Here is a 23762-nt window from a genome sequence, read left to right as displayed (position 1 = left end):
TCTAGAATTTCTTGAGCAGCTTCTGCGATCGCGCCGCCTTTATTCAATTCCAATCTACCTACATCTGTATTTGCAAGTGCTGCTGCTTTTTTTACAACTGCGAATGCTTGAATTAAACCTTCATGAATTTTGTAACCTGTAATTGGGAAGTTTTCTACTGCACGCATTGTTTGTACGCCGTAGTATGCATAATTTGGTACTTCTTTTTCACCTAAAAAATCTTTTTCAATTCGCACACCATTTTTAACTTCAGTTAATGTTGCCATGATTATTCACTCCTTAACGATTTCTTATGCTGCTTTTGTTTCTTTGACTGTTTCTACATATTGTTTTGCTTTCTCATTATCGAATTCGCCTTCCCACTTCGACATAACAATGGCCGCTAATGCATTTCCTAATACATTGACAGATGAGCGAATCATATCTAAAATGCGGTCAATTCCCGCAATTAACGCGATACCTTCTAGTGGTAACCCCATTGAACCTAACGTTGCTAATACAACAACGAACGATGCACCTGGAACTCCCGCCATACCTTTGGATGTTAACATGAGAACGAATAATAACGTTATTTGCTCCGTCAGTGACATGTGTACACCATACATTTGTGCAACAAACAATGCCGCTAACGCTTGATAAATAGCCGATCCAGTCAAGTTAAATGTATAACCTGTCGGAATTACGAAAGAGGCAACTGCCTTTGGACAACCGAACTCTTCCATTTTTCTCATTATATTAGGTAAAACAGCTTCTGAACTTGCTGTCGTAAATGAAAGAATAAGTTCTTCTTTTAAAATTTTTATTAATGTAAAAATGTTTACGCCAACCATTCGTGCATTAATACCTAATACAATCACAACGAATAGTATAACAGTTACGTATACAGCTAGCACTAGTTTTCCTAACGGAAGTAGTGTTGCTACACCAAATTTCGCAACCGTAACAGCAATTAATGCGAATACACCGAATGGTGCAAACTTCATAACTTGATTTGTAACCCAAAACATTGCTTCGAGTACACCTTCAAAAAAGTTAAAGACAGGCTTTCCTTTTTCTCCAATTGCCGCAACTCCTAAACCAAATAACACGGAGAAGAATATAATCGGTAATAAGTCACCTTGTGAGATAGATTCAAATACGTTTTTCGGTACAATATGAACAATCGTTTCAGCAAATCCTTTCTTCTCTGTTGCATCTGCAGTTTGTTTATAAGAAGAAATATCACTTTGCTGTAAATTGCTCATATCAACGCCAGTACCTGGTTGGAATATATTCGCTGCAAGTAATCCCATTAAAATAGCAATCGTCGTAATAATTTCGAAATAAAGAATTGTCTTACCGCCCAGTTTCCCAAGCTTTTTCATATCTCCCACGCCAGCTACCGCAACAATTAATGCTGAAATAACAATTGGTACTACAATCATCTTAATTAAATGAATAAATATATCCCCAATTGGTGTGATATAAGAAATCGCCGTTTTATTGCCATAAAAGACTGCCCCTACTACAATCCCTAAAACAAGCGCGACAAAAATTTGTGTTGCCAATCCGAATTTTTTCATTTATGTTCATCCCCTTCATGCGAACGCTTTCAATTTGAATTTATAAAAGCTACTCACACATCATATAAGCGAACCTACAAAATCATACAAAAACCTACAAGTTTGTCACAAAAAATTCAAATATTTTTCTTCTATTTTTCATTGACACCATTTTGTTAAAAAACGATAAAATATACTTGATAAGTAATCAGATTGTTTCGTATAATCAAAAAGATATATACTTAAAACAAATCGAAATGAAAAGGAGTGGATAGTATGAAAAACTACACAAAGCAATTCGTCCTATCTTCTTCTTTTCTTTTTCATTTTCTTAAAAAGGAACAAAGGCATTCGCCTTTGTTCCTTTTTTATTGCGATCTATATAGGGGGAATTGTTATGAGACCATATAAAAGAGTTTTAATAAAACTAAGCGGCGGCGCTCTTGCCGATCAAACTGGAAATAGCTTTAACTCCAAACGATTAGAACATATCGCAAACGAAATTTTATCCATTGTTGATTTAGGTATCGAAGTATCCATCGTTATCGGTGGCGGTAACATTTTCAGAGGTCATCTAGCTGAAGAATGGGGAATTGATCGTGTAGAAGCTGATAATATTGGTACGTTAGGTACGATCATTAATAGCTTAATGCTCCGCGGTGTTTTAACTAGTAAAACAAATAAAGAAGTACGCGTTATGACTTCCATCCCTTTTAACGCAGTAGCTGAACCATATATTCGCTTGCGTGCAGTCCATCATTTAGATAACGGTTATGTCGTTATTTTTGGAGGCGGTAACGGGCAACCTTTCGTTACGACAGATTACCCAAGTGTACAGAGAGCAATCGAAATGAATAGTGACGCCATATTAGTCGCAAAACAAGGAGTAGACGGTGTCTTTACAAGTGACCCAAAACATAACAAATCAGCGAAAATGTATCGAAAGCTGAACTATAACGATGTTGTTAGACAAAACATACAAGTCATGGACCAAGCCGCTTTATTGCTTGCTCGGGACTACAATTTACCAGCACATGTCTTTAACTTCGATGAGCCTGGGGTGATGAAGAAAATATGTTTAGGGGAACATGTGGGGACGTTGATTAATGATGATGTTTCGATGCTTGTGCATGAATAATAGTTATTTCTCATGAAAAGGGTGTCTATAAAAGACACCCTTTTCATTAACCTTTATAAATAAAAATCAGCCAATCCCCCCAACTTCTCCTTACAACGCTCCCAAAATGATAACTTCTCAAAAAATTCTTTCGTCATTTCTTTCGAATCATGAAAATCTTGCGTTAACGCCTCATTCACTTCTGAGACCATAGATCCACCATGAATATACAAATTCATCTCATCATTAATATAGAAGCTACGTGCAGTAAAGTTCGTTGTACCGATAACAGTTAATTCATTATCAATTAACATTAACTTCCCATGAAACATCCCTTTTTTATACCCATATACAGTAATCCCATTATTAACAGCTTGACGTATGTATGGATACGCCGCTTCTTTTATAAGAGGTAGATCTGGTTTATATGACCAAAGTATTTTTACTGTAACACCACGCTTTTGTGCTGCGATTAAAGCATTCATTAACTCTTTATTTTTCGCTATAAAATACGGCGTCGTAATGACAACCGAATGCTTTGCTTGGTTTATTAACTCTACATATTTTTCGGCGACGTTATGCCCATTGTAACTGGCCATCGTATGTAACGTGTTCCCTTTACTAGCTTTATTCGTACTTCTCTTTATATTTTCTTTCGTATCTCGTTTCCAATCTAAAGCAAACTGTTCTTCTAAATCTTTTGCTCCTTCTCCTTTAAGCCGCACATGATAGTCACGCCAATATCCAAATCGCTTATCTTTTCCTAAGTACTCATCTCCTATATTAAAACCACCTGTATATCCAATCTCCCCATCAATTGTCGTAATACGGCGATGATTACGATGGTGAAGTGAATAAAATCCGAATGGCAATTCAGGTTTTCTACTATACGTAAAATGTACACCACTTTCCCGCAATTCATTTATCATCTTTCCTTCAAATGATAAATCATTAATGCGATCAACTGATAAATAGACGTTTACTCCTTCTTTTGCCTTCTCTTTTAATAAGTTTAAAAACGTATGGCTACTTTTATCATCCGACAAAATAAAAAAATACGTGTAAATAGATTGCTTTGCTTCTCTTATGTCAGTAAATAACTGTTTATAAAACGACTTCCCTTTTACATATAATTGAAAATCACTATAATGAGGTGCATACTCTGTCGGCATGTTTTTCCCAGCTTCCATTTTCCTACCTAAGGTAACATCGATATGCATCCATATTAAAATAAAAACGAAAATAGCAATAACAATAGAAGTAACTCGCAATATTTTTTTAATCATTTTGATTTCCTTCCGATCATTTTCTTTCCACCTTTCTATTTTGTCATTCAAGTTTAGATTTCATGCTTCATACAAAAAAGGATGTGACTTAACGTCACATCCTTTTCACATTAAACAAAATTCCTCGCATCATTATTTCTTCCAAACTTATAAATAGCAATTAAGAAGAATGCGACCGCAAAGGCGAATAAGATTAAAATATTTAAATACAACTCAGAGAATGGAATTCCTTGTTGTATTTTTGATACTGTATCTAACAACCAGCGTTGTGGAAGAAAATCAGCTACTTTTTGTACCGCTTTCGGCATAATGTCATACGGAAAATAACATCCAGCCAGTAAACATGTCGGTACAATAATCATATTTTGCAGTGCATTTGCCGATGCTGAGTTTTTCGAAAAAGCGACAAGGACTAACGATATTCCAATCGCTATTAAAACAAATAGCATGAGTACACCAATCATCACTATGAAAGGCATATTGATATTCGTATGAAATACATTCGTCAGGAATAAGATTGTAATTAGAATTTGTACTGTTAGTATCATCATATTTACCCCGACATTAGATAATATAAATTTCTTTCCATCTATCGGCGTTGATAATAGTCTAAAATACGTTCTATTTTCTTTTTCTTTTAAAATATAACCTGATAAGTTCGCTGCTGAAAATAGCATAAACATAATAAGATAACCCATCGTTTGGTTTGTCATATCTTTATTTTTCGAAGTATCTTCTAGCGTCTCCGTTTTCATTTTAAATGAACCTTTTTGATATCCTGCGTACATACTATCAAATGCACTTTGATCTGTTCCTGCTACTTTACTAATAGCTGCTACATTATCAATATAGTTGTATAAATAAGATTTTATAAATCCTGTTACTTGATCACCTTTAATCGATGAAATTTCAATATGCTCTGGTTTCCCTTCTCGAACACTTTCGGAAAAACCAGCCTCTAACGTAATCACACCATCAAGTTTTTTGGAAGTGAGTTTTTCTTCTACTTCAGACTCCTTAACCTTACTCACATTTACATGATTTAATCCTTCTAAAAACTTTATCGTATCATTTGCTATCGGCTCATTTTCTTTATTTACAATCCCGATATTTAACGTGCCTTGCCCCGCATTTCCGTATATCGAAAAAGAGATGAGCGTTCCGATTATCGGCAAACTAATAATAATGAATAATCCTTTTTTATTTTTCAAAAGAACAGTTAGTGTTTTTTGTATAAGCCATAAAATATCTTTCATACTATAGCCCCTCCCGTCTGCGTAATGCAATAATCGCAATGATTAAAAAGAGTGCTGAAATTCCAAGGTTTAAAGATATTACCGGTAGTGCAGCTCCTACATCATTCGCATAAATAATTTTCATAACAGCTGTATTTGCCCACGTTAATGGTGATAAATTCGTAACGACATTTTCTTCTACTACAAAGTATGCTCCGCCAAAAATAGAAGCTAATTGCACTATAACTAAAACAATTGCTCTAGATGCTTCACCTGTATTCGTAATATACCCGATCCCTAAACCGAAGCTAATTGCCAGAAAAACCTCTGTTAATAAAATAAGAAATATAATTCCAAGATGGTCGCCCCAATTCGCTTGAAAAACAAATTTACTAAATAACATGACGAGTAATATGCACAGGGCATTTGCTACTAGACTACCTAGCACCTTCCCAATGAAAATTTCAGCCTTACTTATAGGTGCAGCAATGAGACGATCTCCTGTTTTACGTATTCGTTCTCCTCGAATTAAAGAACTCGCTCCCATCGCAGCATATAGTGCAATCATCGTCGTCATTACAACCGCATAATAATCCATAGAACCTGGTTTTTTCGCAGCTTGTAAAGATGTTTCTTTTATATAATCATTATGATTTCCGTTTGAAATAACTGCGCTAACCTTACTAGGATCTACTTTTGCAACTTCGACCGCTACATTGTACTTATCAACAAATGTTGTAAGCATTCCCTCTACAATACTTCCCTCTATACTACTTCTGTCACTTCCGTAAAATTTCGCACCATCTTTATTTAACTCTACATAAGCAGCATATTTATTTTGCTTCACTGCCTCTTTCCCATCTATACCTTCAGAAGCTTTTTTAAAATGAATGCCCGATTTATCGACTTCTTTCGTAAATGTTTCAAATGATTGAGAAAACGTGCTACTCGCTTCGTCTTTGTATAGCACTTGAATATCTTTAATAGAATGACTATCACTATTAAATGCATTCGTTAACGCTGTTCCTAACACAAGCATAAGCACAATAGGAAATGCTAACATAAGAACTAAAGTTCTTACGTCCCTGAAATCTCTTTTAATATGCATAACTGCAATATTGAAGATGTTCAATTGATGAACCTCCCTTTACCTTTTCTTCATTTACCTTTTATTTATCTCGTAAGTTTCTTCCAGTCAACGTAAGGAATACTGTTTCTAAGTTCGGAGCCTGCTCCTCTAACGAACGAATTTCAATGTCATGATTAATGAAATGCTGAATAATTTTATTTAAATTATTTACTCCTGCATCCGAGTTTACCTTAATTACGTTCTCTTCAATTTGAACAGCTTTCACACCGTTTATCTCTTTTAATTTTTCTACATCTAAATTTTCTACTGATTTTACTTCAATCCAAATGTCTTTCGTATCGGTAATAATCGCTTTTAACTGTTCTTTCGTTCCTTCTGCAATTACTTTACCGTGATCAACAATTGCTATTTTCGTACAAATTTCTTCTACTTCTTCCATGTAGTGGCTCGTGTAAATAATGGTACTTCCCATTTCATTTAATTTTCGAACAGACTGGAGAATATAGTTTCTTGACTGTGGATCAATTCCAACTGTCGGCTCATCCATAATAATTAACTTCGGTCTATGAGCGATTGCACAAGCGATATTCAGTCTTCGTTTCATCCCACCAGAAAAGTTTTTCGGGTAACTTTTATGTTTATCACTAAGCCCTACAAATTGAAGTGCTTCCTCTACTCTCGCTTTTAGCTCGGCTCCTCGTAATCCATACAATCCAGCAAAGAATTTCACATTTTCATAGGCAGTTAACTCTTCATAAATCGCAATATCTTGCGGAACGATACCAATATTCATTTTCGCAAATCGATTATGTTTCTTTATATTTTTTCCTAGTATGCTAATTTCACCTTCATTACTTCTTAGCAAACCAGCAATCATATTAATCGTTGTACTCTTACCTGCACCATTTGATCCTAAAAAGCCAAATATTTCTCCTTCTTTAATAGATAAAGACATATTATCTACCGCGATGAAATCACCAAATTTTTTCGTTAAATTTTTAATTTCTAATGTATTCATCATTTCACCCCTATTTCGGTTTCTCTGCTTTTAGTATAAACAAAAAGAATGAACCTGCTCAGTGCAGAAGTTCATTCTTTTCACATGAGATTATTCACTTTTTTCATATGAGATGATTCATCCTCGTCCCATTCTTTTATATCGGCAGCAACATTGTTACTGAAAAACCACTTGTCCCATCTACAATAATTTTTCCATTTACAGATGCTGTTCGCTCCTCCATCCCCATAATACCGAGACCTTTTTTTACAAGTGCTGCACCTTTTCCGTTATCCTTCACTTGCACTTTCACCATCTTGTTAAGTACATGAATATCGATTGAAATGACTGTCGCATCAGCATATTTCATCGCATTTGTTAATGCCTCCGTAACATTTTCACCGATAATCTTCCACTGAATCGGTGAAATCATATCTAAATTCCCTTTATATACGAAAGGAATATTTACATCATGCTTACCGGCAAATTCCTCTATGAATAATTTCATACGATGAATACCAATTTGTTCAGTTGGTGGCTTCATATTTTTTAATGTAATCCGAATACTTTCAATTCCATCTTTCGAAATATGAATGGCATTTTGTAATAACTCCGCAGATTTTTCTTTATCTATTTCAAGCAATCTCTTTGCTGCTTCCATTTGAATAAGCGCACCTGTCATCGAGTGACCGATTTTGTCATGAATTTCTTGAGATAGTCGATTCCTCTCTTCTAACTTAAACGTGTACTCTGATTGTCTTATGTATTCTTTATTTTCATGTAAGCTTTTCGTCAGTCGCTGCATATCTTTTCGCATCTTATCATTTTGTGATTCCAGCTTTACTACACGCGATATATATCGATCTGCCATAGTTAAAACGAGAAAAGAAAATGCAACAATTAATCCATACGTCATTCGAATATTTTCATCTGTAATAATAATAGGTATCATCATAATGATAAAAAGTTGCCATTTCTTCTCTATATAATGAAATGTCACTTCGTATACATTCAAAGGTAAAAACAAAATAAAAAACGGATGAACCTTCCATGTCAATAACATAACTACACCAATTGACACACAAGTTAATATTTTTTTGTACGTATCTTTTTTAAATATAGAGATCAGCACGTTTATAGAAAGATATAAAAGCAAAGTAAGTATAACCCACGGTAAGTTCGTAACGTTTGAATGGATGTAACTGAACACAATATATATAAAGACAATTAATTTACTTACAATTAACCAAAATTCCATATCATTAATCTACTTTCCCTGTTAAGTAATAAATCGCGATTTGTGTGCGATGTTCAAGTCCAGTTTTCCCTAAAACTGATGTAATATAGTTTGCAATCGTTCCTTCTGATATAAAAAGTTGCTTCGAAATTTCTTTATTCGAGAAACCTTTCGCAATTAATGCGATAATACTAAGCTCTCTTTCTGTAAAAAGACTTGTATCTATTTTACATTCTTCCTCTTTACTTTCCATTAAATTAGATTTAATTTTATCAAGTACTACATCTTGCATAACAGTCTGACCGTTATACACTCCTTTTATCGCATCACGAATACGTTCCGGATCATTATTTTTTAATAAATAACCTTTTGCTCCGTTTTTTACTGCGTCCAATATATATTCATCATCATCAAACGTCGTTAAAATAAGCGGCTTCGTTTTCGTCTCTTCACAAATTAACTTTGTCGCCTCTACCCCGTTCATGTTTGGCATGCGGACATCTAAAAGCACAATATCGACTTCATGTTTCTTACAATATGCTACAGCTTCTTTTCCATCATTTACAGTATCTAACACTTCAAACTCTTCGTATGTATTTAAAATAATTTTCATGCCTTCTCTAATAAAAGAATTATCATCTGCTATTAATATTTTAATTTTCATGTTTGTTAGTATGGACGTCCTCCTACTAACATTCACATCCTTTCTCCGCGTAACATTTCCTCTTTGCTCATTATATACTCCTTTTTACCATTTTTTCACACCTTTTTTCATATAGCCTCCTTTCTAAAAATATATTATTCTTTTTTTACAACATGTGTAGGGTGACTTATCATTTCTTACGTCTATATAATAGAATGCGTCAAAAAGGAGGGAGAGACCCATTGAGGAAAAACAATTAATTGAAAAAGCACAGCAAGGAAGCGAACATGCTTTTCGTATCCTTGTACAAACGTATCGTCATTATATTTTTCAAGTTATCTTTTCTATTTTAAGACATGAAGAAGATGCGAAAGATGTTACACAAGAAGTATTCGTAAAAATTCACGCCTCTCTCCCAAATTATCAATTTCGCGGATTAAAAACGTGGATGGCGCGTATTGCCACCAATCACGCTATTGATTATAAAAGGAAGAAAGCTAGAGAACACGAAGAACTCTCCTTATGTAAAGAAACTGAGGAAAATATAAAATCCTCTCATAACATTGAAGCTTTACTATTGACGAAAGAGCAAAAATTACTCATTGCTCAAAAACTAAGAGAACTTCCTGAAAATTACCGTGATGTCGTTCTCTCGCATTATTTAGAAGAAAAAAGTTATCAAGAAATTGCTTTGCAGGAAAACATCGAAGTGAAAACAGTCGAAATGAAACTGTATCGGGCAAGAAAATGGATTAAAAAACATTGGAAGGAGGAAGAGTTTCTATGATGCATTATTCAAAAGAAGATTGGCGCAATTATACATTAGATTTTATAGAAAGCAATGAACGTGAATCTATGGAAGAACATCTTTTTGAATGTGATTATTGTTTAGCACTTTATATGGAAAGTATTGATGAACAACATGAAAACCTTCCAATGATAAATGATGATTCATTTACGAACGAAGTTATGACGCAAATTAATTTTGAAACGCTACAGTCTAATGAATATATAAAAACAAACTCACTAAAACGCACAATTATTCACTACATAATTGCGACTGCGGCTACAATTATTTTTATGGTAAGTGGTTTATTCCAATATATTTTTACAGCGACATCAAATTTCGAGAAATCTTCAAAACATAACGAGTCTTCTATCTCACAACAAATTGTAAACAAATCGGTAGACACATCAACAAAGGACGGAGGTTCAAAGCATGAATAAAAACCCCTTTTTAGCACTTGTATTAGGGCTAATTCCTGGGCTTGGACATTTATATTTAAAGAAGTTTGGACGGTTTATTTTATATAGCGGAGGGGCTGTATTTCTATTTATCTTTGCAGCATTTTGCACAATAGCATTAGGAGAGCGTGATATTGCTTTTCTTTCTCTATTTTTACTAGTCGTGTTATGGGCGATCAATTTATTAGATTTAGTTATCACTATTATTAATCAATCGAAAAAACAAGCGGCCGGAGAATTTACAGAGTCCTCTAAAGAGAGCGAACGATTTTATATCATTCTTCTATCAATTATCCCTGGACTTGGTCATTTTCAATTAGGACTTATGCAACGTGGCCTTACATTTTTAGTAGCTTGTACAGGAATCGGAAGTATGATCATTTTCGTTGCCCTTTTAACATCTCAAGAAAGTTTCCTTATCTTTCTCGTGACGTTACCTGTTTTATGGATTTATAATTTCTTCGATGTTGTTCAACAACTACAGAAAAAAGAACGCGGAGAGCAACTAGATGACCGTACTATTTTTGAAGAGTTTGAAGAGCACCGAGAACAAGGAAAGAAAAATAAAACATTCGCTTCCATTTTAGCGATGTTTCCTGGAGCAGGACATATGTATTTAGGCTTACAGCGCCGTGGTCTTCAGCTTATGGCAGCCTTTTTACTATCCATTTATTTGCTCGACTTATTAAGACTTTCTGCGTTTTTATTTTTAGTACCAATCATTTGGTTCTATAGCTTTTTTGATGCGTTACAGCAAACTGCAAAATACGGAAAAGAACGTGTTAATGACGAACCTATCATAGATTATTTTATAAATCATCAAAGATGGATCGGTATCGGATTAATTGTATTAGGTGGTTATTATTTATTAGATCAAACAGTCCTTCCTATTTTGAATGACTATTTTGCAACTATATTTAATATTCATCTTAGCGAACTATATTATCGCTATTTCCAAACGTCTATCGTTGCTCTCCTTTTAATTGGCGGCGGCTTTAAATTGTTACTTGGAAATAAAGAAAATAAAGGTGGTACAAACGAATGAGAACATGGCGCGTTGGAACATTCTCAATGGGGCTTTCCATTATTACATTAGGTTGCTTCTTACTATTTTCAGTCATTAAAGGCACCCAAGTATTGGATACATTAACAGCATGGTGGCCTGTTTTACTTATTATACTTGGCGCTGAAATTTTACTATACCTTCTATTTTCTAAAAAGGAACAATCATTTATTAAATATGATATTTTTAGTATTTTCTTTATCGGCGTTTTAGGAAGTGTTGGAATTGCTTTTTACTGTTTATTATCTACTGGATTACTAGACGAAGTTCGTCATTCTATGAATACAACGAGGCAAACGAGTAATATTCCAGACGGACCACTTGATATACCTGAATCTATCAAAAAAATCGTAGTAGATGCAGGACATCAGCCTCTAACGATAGAGGGAAATAATACAAATCAAATTCATCTTTTGGGAACGTATGAAATGACGACGAAAGCAAATGAAAAACTCGATTTAAAACGAGATGATTTCCTTTCCGTTCAAACGGCTGGAGAAACGATGCATATCACATTAAAATCATTACCTGTTCAGCATACGTTATTCAACTCGGCACCACAGGTGAAACCAACGCTTGTTCTTCCGCAAAATAAAAATGTGGAAATCCGTGCTTCAAATAACGAACTATCTCTTTATCCAGGTCAATTACAAAATAATTGGTTTGTACAAGAAAGCTCAAGAGTGTCTGTCCATCTTGCAAAAGAGAGTGATGTATCTTTAACAGCAGTAACAAATCAAAAAGAAACACATGGAAACACACCTTGGGAACAAGTTGAAGATTTAACGAAAAAAGAAAATAATACTTCAGAAGAAAATCCAGAATTAATCGACCGAGAACATTGGTATAAAAATTCGATTAAAACTGGAAATGGAACGTACAAATTAAATATTGAGAAAGCTTATAATTTGAATATGAACGTTATCGAAAAATAAGAAAAACCTTCCACAAATGTGGAAGGTTTTTCTCATATAATCGCTTTAATTCCTTCTAAAATTAAGCCAATCATAAATCCGCAAACAGCCCCGTTCACTCGGATCCACTGCAAATCTTTACCGACGTTATTTTCGATCATTTCAATTAATGTTTTATCGTCTAGTTTATCAAGGTTTTCTTGTACAAGTTTTCCAATTTTCGAATGATTCTTTTCAACAAGTGTGACAACTTGCTTTTGTAACCAATCTTCTATTTTTTGAACCGTCACTTCGTCTTCTTTTATTTTATTCATTTGCGTTTGTAAAAATGGAATAACATATGTATCAGCAAATTCTTCTTTGTTTACAAAGGTAACTGCTCTTTGTTGTACTTGCTCCAGCATCTCTTTTATTTTGTCAGTAGCATCCCAATTCGCAATCCATTTTTCTTTCCAATTTTCTAATTCCTGTAGTAAAGCTTCATTTTCTTTTACATTTATAATTTCTTGGCGAATTTTTGATAAGATAAGTTGTCTTGTGCCATTATCTGCATCTTGTAAGCTGTTAATATTGCTAATAATAAATTTCTGCAAAATGCCGCCAATTTTATCTTCATCTACAATATTCATAAACGATTTCAAAGTAAACTGTAAGAATCCATCTACTTTTATGTTTTCCATCGCCTTCATACCTAAGCTTCCAAGCTGGTAACGAGCTTCATCTTGCGCTGTCCAATCTTTCACTTTTACTAATATGTAATCAAGTGTCTTTTCATCATATTCTTGCACAACTAATTGATCAACAAGCACTTGTAAGATGTTACTCGTATTAATTGTATGCAAATATGTTTTAAGTTCTTTTTCAATAATAACAGCTAACTTTTCTGTATCTATTGAAACAATCGCTTTTTCAGCAATCGTTACAATTCCCTTTTTCACAGCATCAGACTGCATTTCTCTCTCAGCAATTTGTAGCACCATTTGCGCTAACTGCATTTCTTTTACTTTATTCGTAATACTTTCTTTCGTCAGCCACTCATTTTCTAGCGTGTGAATGAGCCCTTTCGTTACTCGTTTACGGTTTTTAGGTAACAAAGCTGTATGCGGAATTGGGATTCCCATCGGATGACGAAATAATGCTGTAACCGCGAACCAATCCGCAAGTCCGCCAACTAACCCAGCTTCAAATCCCCCTTGTATAATCTCTCCAGCTATCGTTCCTTGAAAAGGGATAGAAGCAGCAAAACCTACTCCCATAACCCCAAGCGAAATACCCGCTATATATTTAGTCTGTAATGACATCGTATACACACATCCTCTTATTATGTAAAATAAAGCTGTTTTGTTATATTTATTCGATATTAGTAATCCTTCATATCTATACTATAAAGAACTATTGTGAAAATAACAAAGATTTTTATGTACATGAAAAAATGAGGCTACAACTAGCCTCATTTTCCTTATATTATTAATCCCAAACCTTTCTTATAATACCCATTCATCACATCTTCTGGAACCATGCTCCCACCAGTTCCCCACACAATATGAGTACCTTTTTTCACCGTCTCTGTTAACTGTTGCTTTTGTAAATACTCGTTTTCATTTTTACATACATTCACTGGCCCAACCATACCAGCTAATGCAGAAGGCTCTAAATTAATATTTTCCTTATCAGCCAGTTCTTTTAATAATCTATATAACTCTTCATCACTTACTGTGTAATTTCCGTTCAAAAATGGTTCTATCGTTTTACCGACAAATCCAGACGGTCTTCCTACTGCCAGTCCGTCCGCGTCTGTTATATTATCAATCCCGATATCTTGAACGGCGATTTTATCATGAAGTCCTGTCATTAACCCGAGTAACATACATGGAGAATGTGTTGGCTCTGCAAAGAAACAATGGACGTTGTCTTTATACAATAACTTTAAACCAAATGCTACTCCGCCAGGTCCCCCACCTACTCCACACGGAAGATAAACGAATAAAGGATGTTCTTCATCTACTATAATCTCTAACTCTTCTAATTGCTTTTGTAAACGAGATGCTGCTACTGCGTATCCTAAAAATAAATCATGTGAGTTTTCATCATCTACAAAATGACAGCTAGGATCTGCATCTGCTTGCTGACGCCCCTCTTCTACTGCTTTACTATAATCAGCTTCATATTCAATAACATTTACACCTTTATTTCTTAATAAATCTTTTTTCCATTCTTTTGCGTCTGCTGACATATGGACAGTTACGTTAAAACCTAGTTTCGCACTCATAATCCCAATACTTAGCCCTAAATTACCTGTAGAACCTACCGCAATTGAGTATTTTGCAAAAAACTCTCTACATGTATCACTATCTAAAATAGAATAATTATCTTCCTCTGTTAACATTCCATGCTGCAGAGCTAATTGTTCAGCATGTTTCAACACTTCATAAATCCCGCCCCTAGCTTTAATTGATCCTGATATTGGAAGATGACTATCACATTTTAATAGTAATTTTCCTAGTATAGGTTGCCCGTAATTTTTCTCTAAAGACTGTTTCATTGAAGGTATCTTCACTAAAGGCGATTCTATAATACCATTCGTTTCTTGCGTTTCAGGAAAAACTTTCGCAATATATGGTGCAAAACGCTTTAATCTCTCTTCCGCGTCTTTGACATCTTCTTCATTAAGTGGTGAAGCTGTTATTGCTGTTTCATATTTTTCTATATTCGGGTTTATCCAAAATATTTCTTCTGTTGCAATAAGCTTGTTAACTAATGGATACTCTGCTTTTAATACCTCTATTTCCTTCATTCCGTTTCCTCCTCATATCCTTGTAGCTTGCTATACAATAAATTATAATTAAATTAATTTTAATATAGTTTAACATAAATTATTCATTTTAGTTAATTTTAATTTAATTTATTTAAATATAATTTAATAATCATTAAGGAGAATGTTTTATGGAAAATATAGATATTGGTAAAAAGATTGAAAAGCAAAGAAAAGAAAAAGGTTTAACTAGTAAACAACTAGCAAATATGGCTGAAATTACACCATCTATGTTAAGTCAAATTGAGCGTGGTTCTGCTAACCCTTCCATTCAAACGTTAAAGGTACTCGCAAAGGCACTGGATGTTCCAACATTTAGTTTTCTACTTGAAGAAACAAATACAGACGATTTAATCGTGCGCTCTCATAAACGAAAAAAAATGATTATCGATAATTTATCATATGAAATGCTATCGCCTGATTTCACAGGTAATTTAGCAACAGCAATTATGACTGTTCCCCCAAATACTTCTTCATCAGATAATATTCTAGAACATAAAGGTGAAGAATTAGCATTTGTATTAGACGGAACAATTACATTGTATTTAAATGAAGAAGAGTACACATTAGAAACTGGTGATAGTGTAAAAATACCTGCTTATTTAAAGCATAAATGGGTAAATCAATTCGAGAAAAATGCAATTGTCTTATTTTCTGTTACCCCGCCGATTTTTTAATATATAAAATAAAAATAGCCACGCACGGATACTCTCCGTACATGGCTATTTTTATTTTTTCGGCATGAACAAAATGCCTAAACTAATAACACAAAAACTAAGTATTTGCTGTATTGACAGGCCAAATAGAACCGAGTTTTGTTCACTAATAAGCGAAATAACAATATGAGCAGTCCCCTCACAAATTAGAAAAACACTTATATTTTTTCCAGTTCCTAATCTTTCATTTTTCATCCATAACAAACCAATTACACAAAGGGCGGGGATGATCTCGTATGCGAAAATAGGATGATATAAAAATGTAGATTCATATATTTTCATTCCCCATGGTAGTGTCGTTTGTACACCTACTTCTCGATGGAATAGAAAATAAAAGATACTGCTCACGCACAATGCAAAAGGCAATGTATCAAGTAAAATACGAAGCGAAAATTGCTCCTTTTTACTTTTCCAAACAATGTATGCACTCGCAATTATGCCCCCTATTAAAATGTGCTGCATGCTTCCTACAGCTAGTAATGCTTGCAATGGCGACCTAAAAGCCCATACTGGATTTAAAATTGCCGGTGCAAATTTCCATACAAATACGATAATAAGAAACGCATTTGTTACAGCATCCATCATTTTTTCATACGGTACATTTTGATGCTTCATCTTTCGTTTCATCAGCATAAATCCAAATAGACTTCCAATTATAAGAGATACGGGTTGTAACCTCATGATCCACTCCATCGCTGCAAAATCCCCTCTTAACCCTCAATTAATTTTTGAAATTTCTTTTCTAATTGATCTGGAGGTAATACCCCTCGTACATGATCTACTATAATTCCATCTTTATTAACAAAAAATGTCGTTGGTAAAGAAAATACTTTATAATCTAATCCAGCTACTCCATCCATATCTAGAAGAACTGGAAACTCAAATCCATAGCGATCCGCAAATGCAGTTGCTTCTTGTACTGGGTCACTAACAGTTGCATTTACTGCAAAGATTTCAATATCCTTTTTATATTTGTCATAAAAACGAACTAAGTCAGGTGCCTCCATTTCACATGGTCCACACCACGATGCCCAAAAATTAATAATATATGGTTTTCCCTTCGCATCATTTAGCGAATACAACTTTCCATCTAATCCTTTTAATGTTATATTTGGTGCTTTAAATCCTATTTGTGGTAATACTTCTTTCTCTTTTAACTCCGCTTGTTTCGCTTTTCTTTCCTTTTCTTCTTTCTTTGAATTATAAAAGTTAACACCCGCCCAAACGAGTGCTCCTACTAATATAATAGCAATTAGTTTCTTCACTTTTCTTCCTCCTCATTTTTTAAAATCCTGTAAATCCACCAAATAGGCGAATAAAGAACGCTGTAATTTTCGTCATTTGATTTGTATACAATAAAACACCTGTTACAATCATCATTACGCCGCCAATTTTCATCATGACATTGGCATATGTAACAATCCACTTTACCTTTCCGATAAAGAATGCCATCACGAAAAATGGAACTGCAAATCCAAGCGTATACGCTGTAATATAAAGAAGTGCCCCTTCAGGATTCGTCGCACCAAGCATGAGTACAGCTGAAAATATCGGCCCAACACATGGCGTCCATCCCGCTGCATATGTCATACCGACTAATATCGAACGAATATATCCAGTCGATTTACTTCTATACTGCACCTTTTTCTCTGCCATAAGCCACTTAGGCTGAAACAATCCAGTCATAAATAACCCCATCAAAACAATAAAAACCCCACCAATTTGTTGAATCAATTTTTGGTTAGATGAGAATGTTATTCCAATCCAGCTTACCGACAAACCTAACGCATAAAATATAACCGAAAATCCAATCATAAAAAATACGGTATGTATAATCGCTGATTTTTGCATAATCCCACGATTCTCTTTTAAATCTTGAATTGAAACACCTGTAATATAAGATAAATAAGATGGATATAGAGGTAAAGAGCATGGCGATATAAATGACAATACTCCCGCCCCAGCTACAAGCCAAATTGTTAAATCTGCTGCGTTCATTTTTTTCCCCCTAAAAACACTACACCTAGTAGTGTTAATTGTTAAAAAAAGAGGCTATATGCACTCTCCGACAATAAGTACAATCGACATACAGAATAAACCTAGCGTTACATATACCGAATTTGTATGTAACGGGATAGTAAGCTTCACAACTTTTTCATTTAACACTTGCTCAATTCGTAAATTTATTGCTGTTTTTGCAAATGAAGCTGTCACACATCGATTTTCCATTGTCTTTATTTTAATTAATTTTAATAACGCGCTACCTAACTCGAATGAGGATTTCATTTTTTGCATCGCATATTTATCTGCTGCTAACTCTTGATACGTATGGTATCGCTGTAGCAGCCCTTTTAGTATCGGGATGTACAACATTCCTTCTGCTAATAACGTAAAACAAAATAATTTTAGTGGATCCCGATTGTTTTGATGATATTCTTCATGAAAAACAATCGCATCAATTTCTTCCTCTGAAAACGTGTGAAGTATCCCTTCTGACATGACAACTTTCGGACGAAATAATCCAATTGTAAATGCTGCAATTTCCTCGGTCGGTAATATATATATTTGTTTTCCTTTTCTAATAAAAGGTACAAGTACTTTTTGTAATTTTTTACTATAGAAAAATTGCCGCCAAACTTTTTTGCACACTATCAGTACAGTAAGTAATAATAATCCAGCTATTATGATACGAATCAACGATAGTTCTTTCATATGTTTTTCTAACTGAAACAAGCAAAACTTTGAAAGAAAGAACGCCTTATTTTGAAAAAGAAATGGATATGTAACGTAATACGTTAACATACAAAAAAAGAGAGTACTAACAATTACTGCTAACAATACGATTTTACGCATTTGCCATTTCATTTTATCGATCCTCTTTTTTTAACTGACTCAATTTATCTTCTAATTTTTTTAGTAAAGTCGGATCAGCCTGCTCTAACTCATCTAACATATGATTTACAACTAAATCTCCAAATTCCCCCATTAATTCCTGCGTCATTTTCTTCGTTTGATTGGATAAGAATTCTTCTTTTGTTTGTACAGCATGATATATGCCACTTCTTCTCACAGTCTGTTTTTCTAAGTGTAGTTTCTCTACTAACCTGTTCATAACTGTCATAACAGTATTAAAGTTCACCGGTGATTCTTCACTTAATTTCTGCTGTACTTCTTTAATGGTAATACCTTCAGTGGACCAAACAATCTCCATTATTTTCGCTTCAAGCGGTCCAAAGAAGTGATTTAACCCTTGCTCATTTAACTTATAATTTTGAGTAAACATAGTATGGCTCCTTTCACACTACAGATTGTAGTACAAATTAAATGAAAGGTCAAACACGAATAGTATAAACTGCTATCCACTAATTATGAATATCCATTCATTGTAAACCTAACTTCTCTCCAAATGTATCAAAGAGATACTGCTCTAATATTTGTACACTAAACTTCTCATTACGCCCAAGTGCAAATAATTCCCGATTTTTCGCTACGATAGTGTCTAACGGAATAGCTACATTATCCACTATTTTTGTAATTTCAATTATATTACTTTTCACATTGACTTCCGTTTTAAATTCAACGTTCTCCAATACTATATGTGAACGTCTTCCTGATGCAAAAAAAGTAAAGTTAGGATTTTTAACGACGCCAATTTCACTCTCTAATGCATATAAATAATGAAAAATTATATCTCTATGTCCATCTTTTATTATTTTTTCATCCTTCTCATCATCTAAGTATTCTTTCAACTTCGTTGTAAATTCAAATCGAAAATCCACTTTTTTCACGCTCCTTTTTTCATTCTATACCGAATAAATATATTAATATAATTTTACCATATTGCAATACAAGTTCCTATAAAAAGTAAAAAATACGTTTGTAAAATCCCTAGTATTTCCGACGCCTTTATAAAATATATACACTCATTCAATATTAATTAATGAGTCGTTATATCCATTTAACCATATTGTTTCCATATTTTGAAACAATAGTATGCAATATTATATATCAATAAACTGTTTCTAATTCATCACTCTATATAGTCATCGTTCCCTTTACTATTCCAATATATTTAAACTGTATTTTCTCTTTATTCATTACATTAGAGAAGGAATGTAACTCTCTTCTATCGAATTTTTACATAACAAAAATGATTAGGTGGTGCTTTACTATGAAATTAGCTGTCATTGGTGGTGGTGATTTACAAGATTTAAATCACTTTCATATTAATGAACGACTTATAGAATTAACAAATAAACAGTACCCAAAAATATTATTCATTCCAACAGCCAGTCATGATGATGAAAGCTATATAAAATTATTTTTAGACACGTTTGAAAACCAATTCCATTGTGATGTACAAATTTTACGTACTATAACCGATACACCTTCTAAGTATGAAATAGATGAGATGATTCATTCAGCCGATTTCATTTACCTTGGTGGTGGAAACTATGTTGAAATGCTTACACAATGGAAAGAACATAAACTAGATGAGAAATTACTATTGGCTCTCGAGCAAGGAACACTCATTGCAGGGTATAGTGCTGGTGCTATGTGTTGGTTCACATCTAGTATTCGATCAGATTATGAAGGTTCTGGTTATGTAGAAAGTAACGGATGGGGGATTGTTAACAAAAGGTTTTGCCCACATTATAATCAATTAAATAGAATGAATGCTTTTCATTCCTTTTTACAAAATCACCAAGGTAATATAGAGGGGATTGCACTAGAAGATGATTGCGCTTTATATATTACAGAAGAATCCTTTGAAATTATCGGTGCACCAGAAAAAGCGTGGGAGTTTTATATGAGTGATAGAAAACTTATTAGACAACATTTTGATATCACTTTAAAAAGCTATTTATAAAGTGAAACTTTAATCAGTGGGAGTTTTCTTCATCCCCACTAATTATTAGCCCTCATCAATCAGGCTTTTGCGAGATAAACATACGCTTCAAAAAAATGTCCCTAAGTATAATAACTTAGGGACATTTTCACTATTTAACTAACTAATCGTGTAATTCGTTTCTTCTGCCATGAAAGCTTATAATATGCATACTGTAATATGAGACTAACAATAAATGCTGCTGGGTATCCAATCCATATCCCTTCAATTCCAAGGCTTGTATGGTAAGAAAGATAATATGCTACTGGTACTTCAACTAGCCAAATTGATACAACACCAATAACAGTTGGCCATAATACTGTACCACTCGCTCGCATTGTCGCACTAATAATTTGTGCATGACCGAAAATTAAATAACTCCATAATGTAATCATAACTAAACTATGAGCAATATCAATTGTAGTTTGACTCGTTAAAAATAGTGATAAAATGTCTCTTGAGAACAAGTAAATAAGAGATATTAACACACCACCGATAACATAGTTCATAATAATTCCAGCTTTTACAACTTTCTGCAATCGATCAAATTGATTTGCACCAATTGATTGTGCCGCAAAAATAGAGACTGTAATGCCAAGGCTAACCGCTGGCATTTGTACATAACTGGCAACTTGATTCACGACGCCATAAGCAGCTGTTGCATCCGAACCATAACGATTTACAAACGCGATTACCGCAATTTCTGATAATGAAACTAATATCATATTAATACTCGCTGGAATACCGAGTCGTAGCAATAGCTTTAACAACTCACCATCCATTCGAAGGTATTTCCTTACCGTTCCATCTAGTTGTAGTGGATGATTTTTCTTCTTTAAATACACTAGCATGACAATAAACGTAATAACTGTCGATATAACAGAAGCATATGCTGCTCCATACACATCTAATTTCGGAGCTCCTAACCAGCCAAAAATAAGAATTGGCAATACGATCATATTTAGCGCTGTACTTACAATTAAAAAGTAAAATGGCGTTTTAGAATCTCCTGTCCCTCTCATAAATGTTGTGTATGCAAAATATAAAAATAATACTGGCATCGATATAAATAAAATTCTTGCATAATGTACACTTATTTCAATTATATTTTCTGGCGTTCCCATTAGACGCATAATATCCATTGCAAAAATACTGCCTATTATCGCCAATGCAACTCCGATAATAAACGTAAATGTAAGTGTCGTACCAACGATAGCTTTTAAACGATCTTCATTTTTAGCGCCAAACGCCTGACCAATTAAAATAGAACTACCCGACCCAATTCCAATTACGAATGAAACGAGTAGGAAAAATAAAGGAAAGAATGCTGATATAGCTGCTAAATCATTGACACCAAGCCATCTCCCTACTACGACCATACCAAATAATTGTCCAACTGATTGAAGTACATTACTTAATAATAACGGTACTAAAAACATAGACATCGATTTCCAAATCGGTTTACTCTCACTTTCTAACTTATGTGACTCCACACCTTCTTTATTGTTATCTGTAGGTGGTTTCAAATTTCATTTCTCCTTTTATTAAAAATCTTTTTTCCATCTCTATCTCTTTGTATAGTTGTTATAATGATTTGCTTCTATTCATTTTCTTTCCGCATTATTATAACTTCACCCAATATTGACTTCCATCTACTGTTCTATCTAAAAATCCATATTCAATTAAATATCTTCTTAAAGTCACGAAATCTGGATATACATTTTCTAAAATTGTATTCACTTCTTTTTCGGAATACTTTTGATTACTATCAAACTTTTTCACTAAGTGACGTAATATAATTAATTTACGCTTTTGCTTCTTCGGAAATTTAGAAAGCTGTCCATCTAATCCATCTATAAAATGAGTTTTTAATACTTCGTCATTTTCTTCTTCCGTAATATTGTATCGATCATCCACCATCGTTGCTGTTCTATGAATTGGTACAAATTTCGTTTGTACCTTCGATTTTTCTTCTGATAATTCCATTAACGCTAAAAATACTTTTGCTTGCTTCATCTTCTCTCGCAATGTAAAACGATGATTACGAATCGTCGATGTGCTACCGCCGTCCATCTCTTTTACAATTTCTTTATCATTCAGTCCCATATGGAAAAACTGAACCATCTTCTTTTGTAAATCGGTTAAACCAGTAAACTTCTTATCAAGATTTAATAAATAATCAAACATAGACGTATGCTCACTATGCATATGCAATTGGACAAACTTCTCTGCTTCATACAAAACTTGATTATGTTGATAAATAACTCCCTTAATAAACGCTTCTCCACATGCTAAACAAATATACTCCTCTGCTTCCTCATCAAACACATACCCTTTTTTCAATTCCTCTACCGACGCATCCCAAAACTTCTCTGAAATATCGTTCACACTAAACACTCCTTCAAAATGTTTATTAAAAAACAAACGAATTACAATTACGTTTATTATCACTTCATCATCTTAACATACATAAATCAGACATTTCAATGTTTCGTTTACCTATTTTGCAAACTTTTATAAAATCATCTATAAATTTCTCAAATAACCGCTAACTATAATGAAATTATTATTCCATGGAGAAACTGTAATAACTTAATTAAAGTGATATCCGAAATGAAACAAACCCTCTATTTACCCCCTATCAAATATTCCATTTTAACTACAAAAAAGGCGCTTCCTTTTATGGAAGCACCCTTTCATCTTTTATATTTTTTGTAAACAACCTCTACTAAAACTTTACTTGTCTCTATAAATACATGTTTTCGGTTTCCATCCTCAACCATTTTATTTGAACAGCCACTCATAATCATTATACAACTAAATATGACTAGCGCTACATTTCTATTCTTATAAGCCACTTCATGCCACTCCACTATAAAAAAACTTCATTTACATTTATCCTATCAAAAAATTTTACACGAATAACAAACCCAAAAAATATGCAATCTTGCATATTTTCGCGTTTCATTAAGATATTG

At 33.8% G+C, this 23762-nt stretch carries 24 protein-coding genes and 1 pseudogene; 7 read left to right on the top strand and 18 right to left on the bottom strand.

Annotation, left to right across the window (positions count from 1 at the left end; genetic code table 11):
- Positions 1-266 (bottom strand): annotated as a pseudogene (locus DPQ31_RS08800) (lyase family protein); the annotation flags it as partial.
- A 24-nt stretch (positions 267-290) separates the two neighbouring features.
- Positions 291-1562, bottom strand: a complete 1272-nt coding sequence (locus DPQ31_RS08795; RefSeq protein WP_000713298.1) for a cation:dicarboxylate symporter family transporter — start codon at positions 1560-1562, stop codon at positions 291-293.
- A 376-nt stretch (positions 1563-1938) separates the two neighbouring features.
- Here DPQ31_RS08795 and pyrH point away from each other — a divergent pair, with 376 nt between their 5' ends.
- Complete coding sequence (gene pyrH / locus DPQ31_RS08790; RefSeq protein ID WP_001248057.1) at positions 1939-2679, top strand: UMP kinase; 741 nt, start codon at positions 1939-1941, stop codon at positions 2677-2679.
- Between the two features lie 53 nt (positions 2680-2732).
- Here the strand turns inward: pyrH and cls are convergent, their stop codons facing one another.
- The 6 genes from cls to DPQ31_RS08760 all read right to left on the bottom strand — a co-directional run bounded on the left by cls (position 2733) and on the right by DPQ31_RS08760 (position 9167).
- Positions 2733-3944 carry a cardiolipin synthase gene (gene cls, locus DPQ31_RS08785; protein ID WP_208731794.1) on the bottom strand — a complete coding sequence of 404 codons (1212 nt, stop codon included), beginning with the start codon at positions 3942-3944 and terminating at the stop codon, positions 2733-2735.
- A gap of 110 nt (positions 3945-4054) precedes the next feature.
- Positions 4055-5200: an ABC transporter permease gene (locus tag DPQ31_RS08780; protein ID WP_208731793.1), complete on the bottom strand. Its 1146-nt coding sequence runs from the start codon at positions 5198-5200 to the stop codon at positions 4055-4057.
- A gap of 1 nt (position 5201) precedes the next feature.
- Entirely contained in the window at positions 5202-6311 is a 1110-nt protein-coding gene (locus tag DPQ31_RS08775; RefSeq protein WP_208731792.1) for an ABC transporter permease, read from the bottom strand.
- Positions 6312-6348: 37 nt separating this feature from the next.
- Entirely contained in the window at positions 6349-7287 is a 939-nt protein-coding gene (locus DPQ31_RS08770) for an ABC transporter ATP-binding protein (protein WP_064449823.1), read from the bottom strand.
- Positions 7288-7423: 136 nt separating this feature from the next.
- Complete coding sequence (locus DPQ31_RS08765) at positions 7424-8524, bottom strand: sensor histidine kinase (RefSeq protein WP_208731791.1); 1101 nt, start codon at positions 8522-8524, stop codon at positions 7424-7426.
- Positions 8525-8528: 4 nt separating this feature from the next.
- The gene (locus DPQ31_RS08760) at positions 8529-9167 is read right to left on the bottom strand and encodes a response regulator transcription factor (RefSeq protein WP_208732089.1); all 639 of its coding nucleotides are present in this window, start codon (positions 9165-9167) and stop codon (positions 8529-8531) included.
- Between the two features lie 220 nt (positions 9168-9387).
- Here DPQ31_RS08760 and DPQ31_RS08755 point away from each other — a divergent pair, with 220 nt between their 5' ends.
- The 4 genes from DPQ31_RS08755 to exsE are packed head-to-tail and all read left to right on the top strand — an operon-like array spanning position 9388 to position 12389.
- Positions 9388-9933, top strand: coding sequence for an RNA polymerase sigma factor (locus tag DPQ31_RS08755; protein ID WP_255258374.1), 546 nt, complete (start codon positions 9388-9390; stop codon positions 9931-9933).
- Positions 9930-10373, top strand: a complete 444-nt coding sequence (locus tag DPQ31_RS08750; RefSeq protein ID WP_000972343.1) for a hypothetical protein — start codon at positions 9930-9932, stop codon at positions 10371-10373. The genes DPQ31_RS08755 and DPQ31_RS08750 overlap by 4 nt, the downstream gene beginning before the upstream one ends.
- Entirely contained in the window at positions 10366-11436 is a 1071-nt protein-coding gene (locus DPQ31_RS08745) for a hypothetical protein (RefSeq protein ID WP_001039103.1), read from the top strand. Before DPQ31_RS08750 ends, DPQ31_RS08745 begins: the two co-directional genes overlap by 8 nt.
- Entirely contained in the window at positions 11433-12389 is a 957-nt protein-coding gene (exsE, locus tag DPQ31_RS08740) for an exosporium protein ExsE (RefSeq protein WP_208731790.1), read from the top strand. Before DPQ31_RS08745 ends, exsE begins: the two co-directional genes overlap by 4 nt.
- 32 nt (positions 12390-12421) lie before the next feature.
- On the opposite strand, the gene DPQ31_RS08735 is transcribed toward exsE, so the two are convergent.
- Together DPQ31_RS08735 and DPQ31_RS08730 are read right to left on the bottom strand one after the other, a co-directional pair.
- The gene (locus tag DPQ31_RS08735; protein ID WP_000058290.1) at positions 12422-13669 is read right to left on the bottom strand and encodes a DUF445 domain-containing protein; all 1248 of its coding nucleotides are present in this window, start codon (positions 13667-13669) and stop codon (positions 12422-12424) included.
- A gap of 158 nt (positions 13670-13827) precedes the next feature.
- The gene (locus DPQ31_RS08730; protein ID WP_208731789.1) at positions 13828-15162 is read right to left on the bottom strand and encodes a D-serine ammonia-lyase; all 1335 of its coding nucleotides are present in this window, start codon (positions 15160-15162) and stop codon (positions 13828-13830) included.
- A 149-nt stretch (positions 15163-15311) separates the two neighbouring features.
- Between DPQ31_RS08730 and DPQ31_RS08725 the strand changes: the two genes are divergently transcribed.
- Complete coding sequence (locus DPQ31_RS08725) at positions 15312-15857, top strand: helix-turn-helix domain-containing protein (protein ID WP_000427659.1); 546 nt, start codon at positions 15312-15314, stop codon at positions 15855-15857.
- Positions 15858-15908: 51 nt separating this feature from the next.
- Here the strand turns inward: DPQ31_RS08725 and DPQ31_RS08720 are convergent, their stop codons facing one another.
- The 6 genes from DPQ31_RS08720 to DPQ31_RS08695 all read right to left on the bottom strand — a co-directional run bounded on the left by DPQ31_RS08720 (position 15909) and on the right by DPQ31_RS08695 (position 19675).
- Entirely contained in the window at positions 15909-16589 is a 681-nt protein-coding gene (locus DPQ31_RS08720) for a prolipoprotein diacylglyceryl transferase family protein (RefSeq protein WP_208731788.1), read from the bottom strand.
- Between the two features lie 17 nt (positions 16590-16606).
- Positions 16607-17161, bottom strand: coding sequence for a TlpA family protein disulfide reductase (locus DPQ31_RS08715; protein WP_000733179.1), 555 nt, complete (start codon positions 17159-17161; stop codon positions 16607-16609).
- A gap of 19 nt (positions 17162-17180) precedes the next feature.
- Positions 17181-17894 (bottom strand): cytochrome c-type biogenesis protein CcdA, encoded by a 714-nt coding sequence (gene ccdA / locus DPQ31_RS08710; protein WP_000990446.1) that lies wholly within the window; start codon positions 17892-17894, stop codon positions 17181-17183.
- A gap of 54 nt (positions 17895-17948) precedes the next feature.
- A complete protein-coding gene (locus tag DPQ31_RS08705) occupies positions 17949-18761 on the bottom strand; it encodes a M56 family metallopeptidase (RefSeq protein WP_097999710.1) in 813 nt (270 codons plus the stop codon).
- A gap of 1 nt (position 18762) precedes the next feature.
- Positions 18763-19179, bottom strand: coding sequence for a BlaI/MecI/CopY family transcriptional regulator (locus DPQ31_RS08700; RefSeq protein WP_000495072.1), 417 nt, complete (start codon positions 19177-19179; stop codon positions 18763-18765).
- Positions 19180-19276: 97 nt separating this feature from the next.
- Positions 19277-19675, bottom strand: a complete 399-nt coding sequence (locus DPQ31_RS08695) for a DUF3942 family protein (protein WP_140158541.1) — start codon at positions 19673-19675, stop codon at positions 19277-19279.
- Between the two features lie 392 nt (positions 19676-20067).
- Between DPQ31_RS08695 and DPQ31_RS08690 the strand changes: the two genes are divergently transcribed.
- On the top strand, positions 20068-20766 hold the full coding sequence (locus DPQ31_RS08690; protein ID WP_208731787.1) for a peptidase E: 699 nt from the start codon (positions 20068-20070) through the stop codon (positions 20764-20766).
- Positions 20767-20900: 134 nt separating this feature from the next.
- Here DPQ31_RS08690 and DPQ31_RS08685 read toward each other — a convergent pair whose 3' ends face one another.
- Both DPQ31_RS08685 and DPQ31_RS08680 read right to left on the bottom strand, forming a co-directional pair.
- The gene (locus DPQ31_RS08685; protein ID WP_208731786.1) at positions 20901-22310 is read right to left on the bottom strand and encodes an MATE family efflux transporter; all 1410 of its coding nucleotides are present in this window, start codon (positions 22308-22310) and stop codon (positions 20901-20903) included.
- Positions 22311-22407: 97 nt separating this feature from the next.
- Positions 22408-23172 carry a DUF2087 domain-containing protein gene (locus DPQ31_RS08680; RefSeq protein ID WP_199631604.1) on the bottom strand — a complete coding sequence of 255 codons (765 nt, stop codon included), beginning with the start codon at positions 23170-23172 and terminating at the stop codon, positions 22408-22410.
- Positions 23173-23762: the final 590 nt, after the last annotated feature.

The sequence above is a fragment of the Bacillus sp. COPE52 genome (assembly GCF_003355115.1).
Taxonomy (GTDB): Bacteria; Bacillota; Bacilli; order Bacillales; family Bacillaceae_G; genus Bacillus_A; species Bacillus_A toyonensis.
The sequence above is the reverse complement of the archived record's forward strand: the minus strand, read 5'-3'. Positions and strand labels throughout refer to the sequence as shown.

Bases quoted from the DNA above. Each gene is read 5' to 3' on its own strand.
- DPQ31_RS08720 (WP_208731788.1), bottom strand. From the start codon at position 16,589: ATGGAGTGGATCATGAGGTTACAACCCGTATCTCTTATAATTGGAAGT.
- DPQ31_RS08730 (WP_208731789.1), bottom strand. From the start codon at position 15,162: ATGAAGGAAATAGAGGTATTAAAAGCAGAGTATCCATTAGTTAACAAG.
- DPQ31_RS08700 (WP_000495072.1), bottom strand. From the start codon at position 19,179: ATGTTTACTCAAAATTATAAGTTAAATGAGCAAGGGTTAAATCACTTC.
- ccdA (WP_000990446.1), bottom strand. From the start codon at position 17,894: ATGAACGCAGCAGATTTAACAATTTGGCTTGTAGCTGGGGCGGGAGTA.
- DPQ31_RS08795 (WP_000713298.1), bottom strand. From the start codon at position 1,562: ATGAAAAAATTCGGATTGGCAACACAAATTTTTGTCGCGCTTGTTTTA.
- pyrH (WP_001248057.1), top strand. From the start codon at position 1,939: ATGAGACCATATAAAAGAGTTTTAATAAAACTAAGCGGCGGCGCTCTT.
- DPQ31_RS08705 (WP_097999710.1), bottom strand. From the start codon at position 18,761: ATGAAATGGCAAATGCGTAAAATCGTATTGTTAGCAGTAATTGTTAGT.
- DPQ31_RS08760 (WP_208732089.1), bottom strand. From the start codon at position 9,167: ATGAAAATTAAAATATTAATAGCAGATGATAATTCTTTTATTAGAGAA.
- exsE (WP_208731790.1), top strand. From the start codon at position 11,433: ATGAGAACATGGCGCGTTGGAACATTCTCAATGGGGCTTTCCATTATT.
- cls (WP_208731794.1), bottom strand. From the start codon at position 3,944: ATGATTAAAAAAATATTGCGAGTTACTTCTATTGTTATTGCTATTTTC.
- DPQ31_RS08690 (WP_208731787.1), top strand. From the start codon at position 20,068: ATGAAATTAGCTGTCATTGGTGGTGGTGATTTACAAGATTTAAATCAC.
- DPQ31_RS08780 (WP_208731793.1), bottom strand. From the start codon at position 5,200: ATGAAAGATATTTTATGGCTTATACAAAAAACACTAACTGTTCTTTTG.
- DPQ31_RS08735 (WP_000058290.1), bottom strand. From the start codon at position 13,669: ATGTCATTACAGACTAAATATATAGCGGGTATTTCGCTTGGGGTTATG.
- DPQ31_RS08745 (WP_001039103.1), top strand. From the start codon at position 10,366: ATGAATAAAAACCCCTTTTTAGCACTTGTATTAGGGCTAATTCCTGGG.
- DPQ31_RS08770 (WP_064449823.1), bottom strand. From the start codon at position 7,287: ATGAATACATTAGAAATTAAAAATTTAACGAAAAAATTTGGTGATTTC.
- DPQ31_RS08765 (WP_208731791.1), bottom strand. From the start codon at position 8,524: ATGGAATTTTGGTTAATTGTAAGTAAATTAATTGTCTTTATATATATT.
- DPQ31_RS08725 (WP_000427659.1), top strand. From the start codon at position 15,312: ATGGAAAATATAGATATTGGTAAAAAGATTGAAAAGCAAAGAAAAGAA.
- DPQ31_RS08750 (WP_000972343.1), top strand. From the start codon at position 9,930: ATGATGCATTATTCAAAAGAAGATTGGCGCAATTATACATTAGATTTT.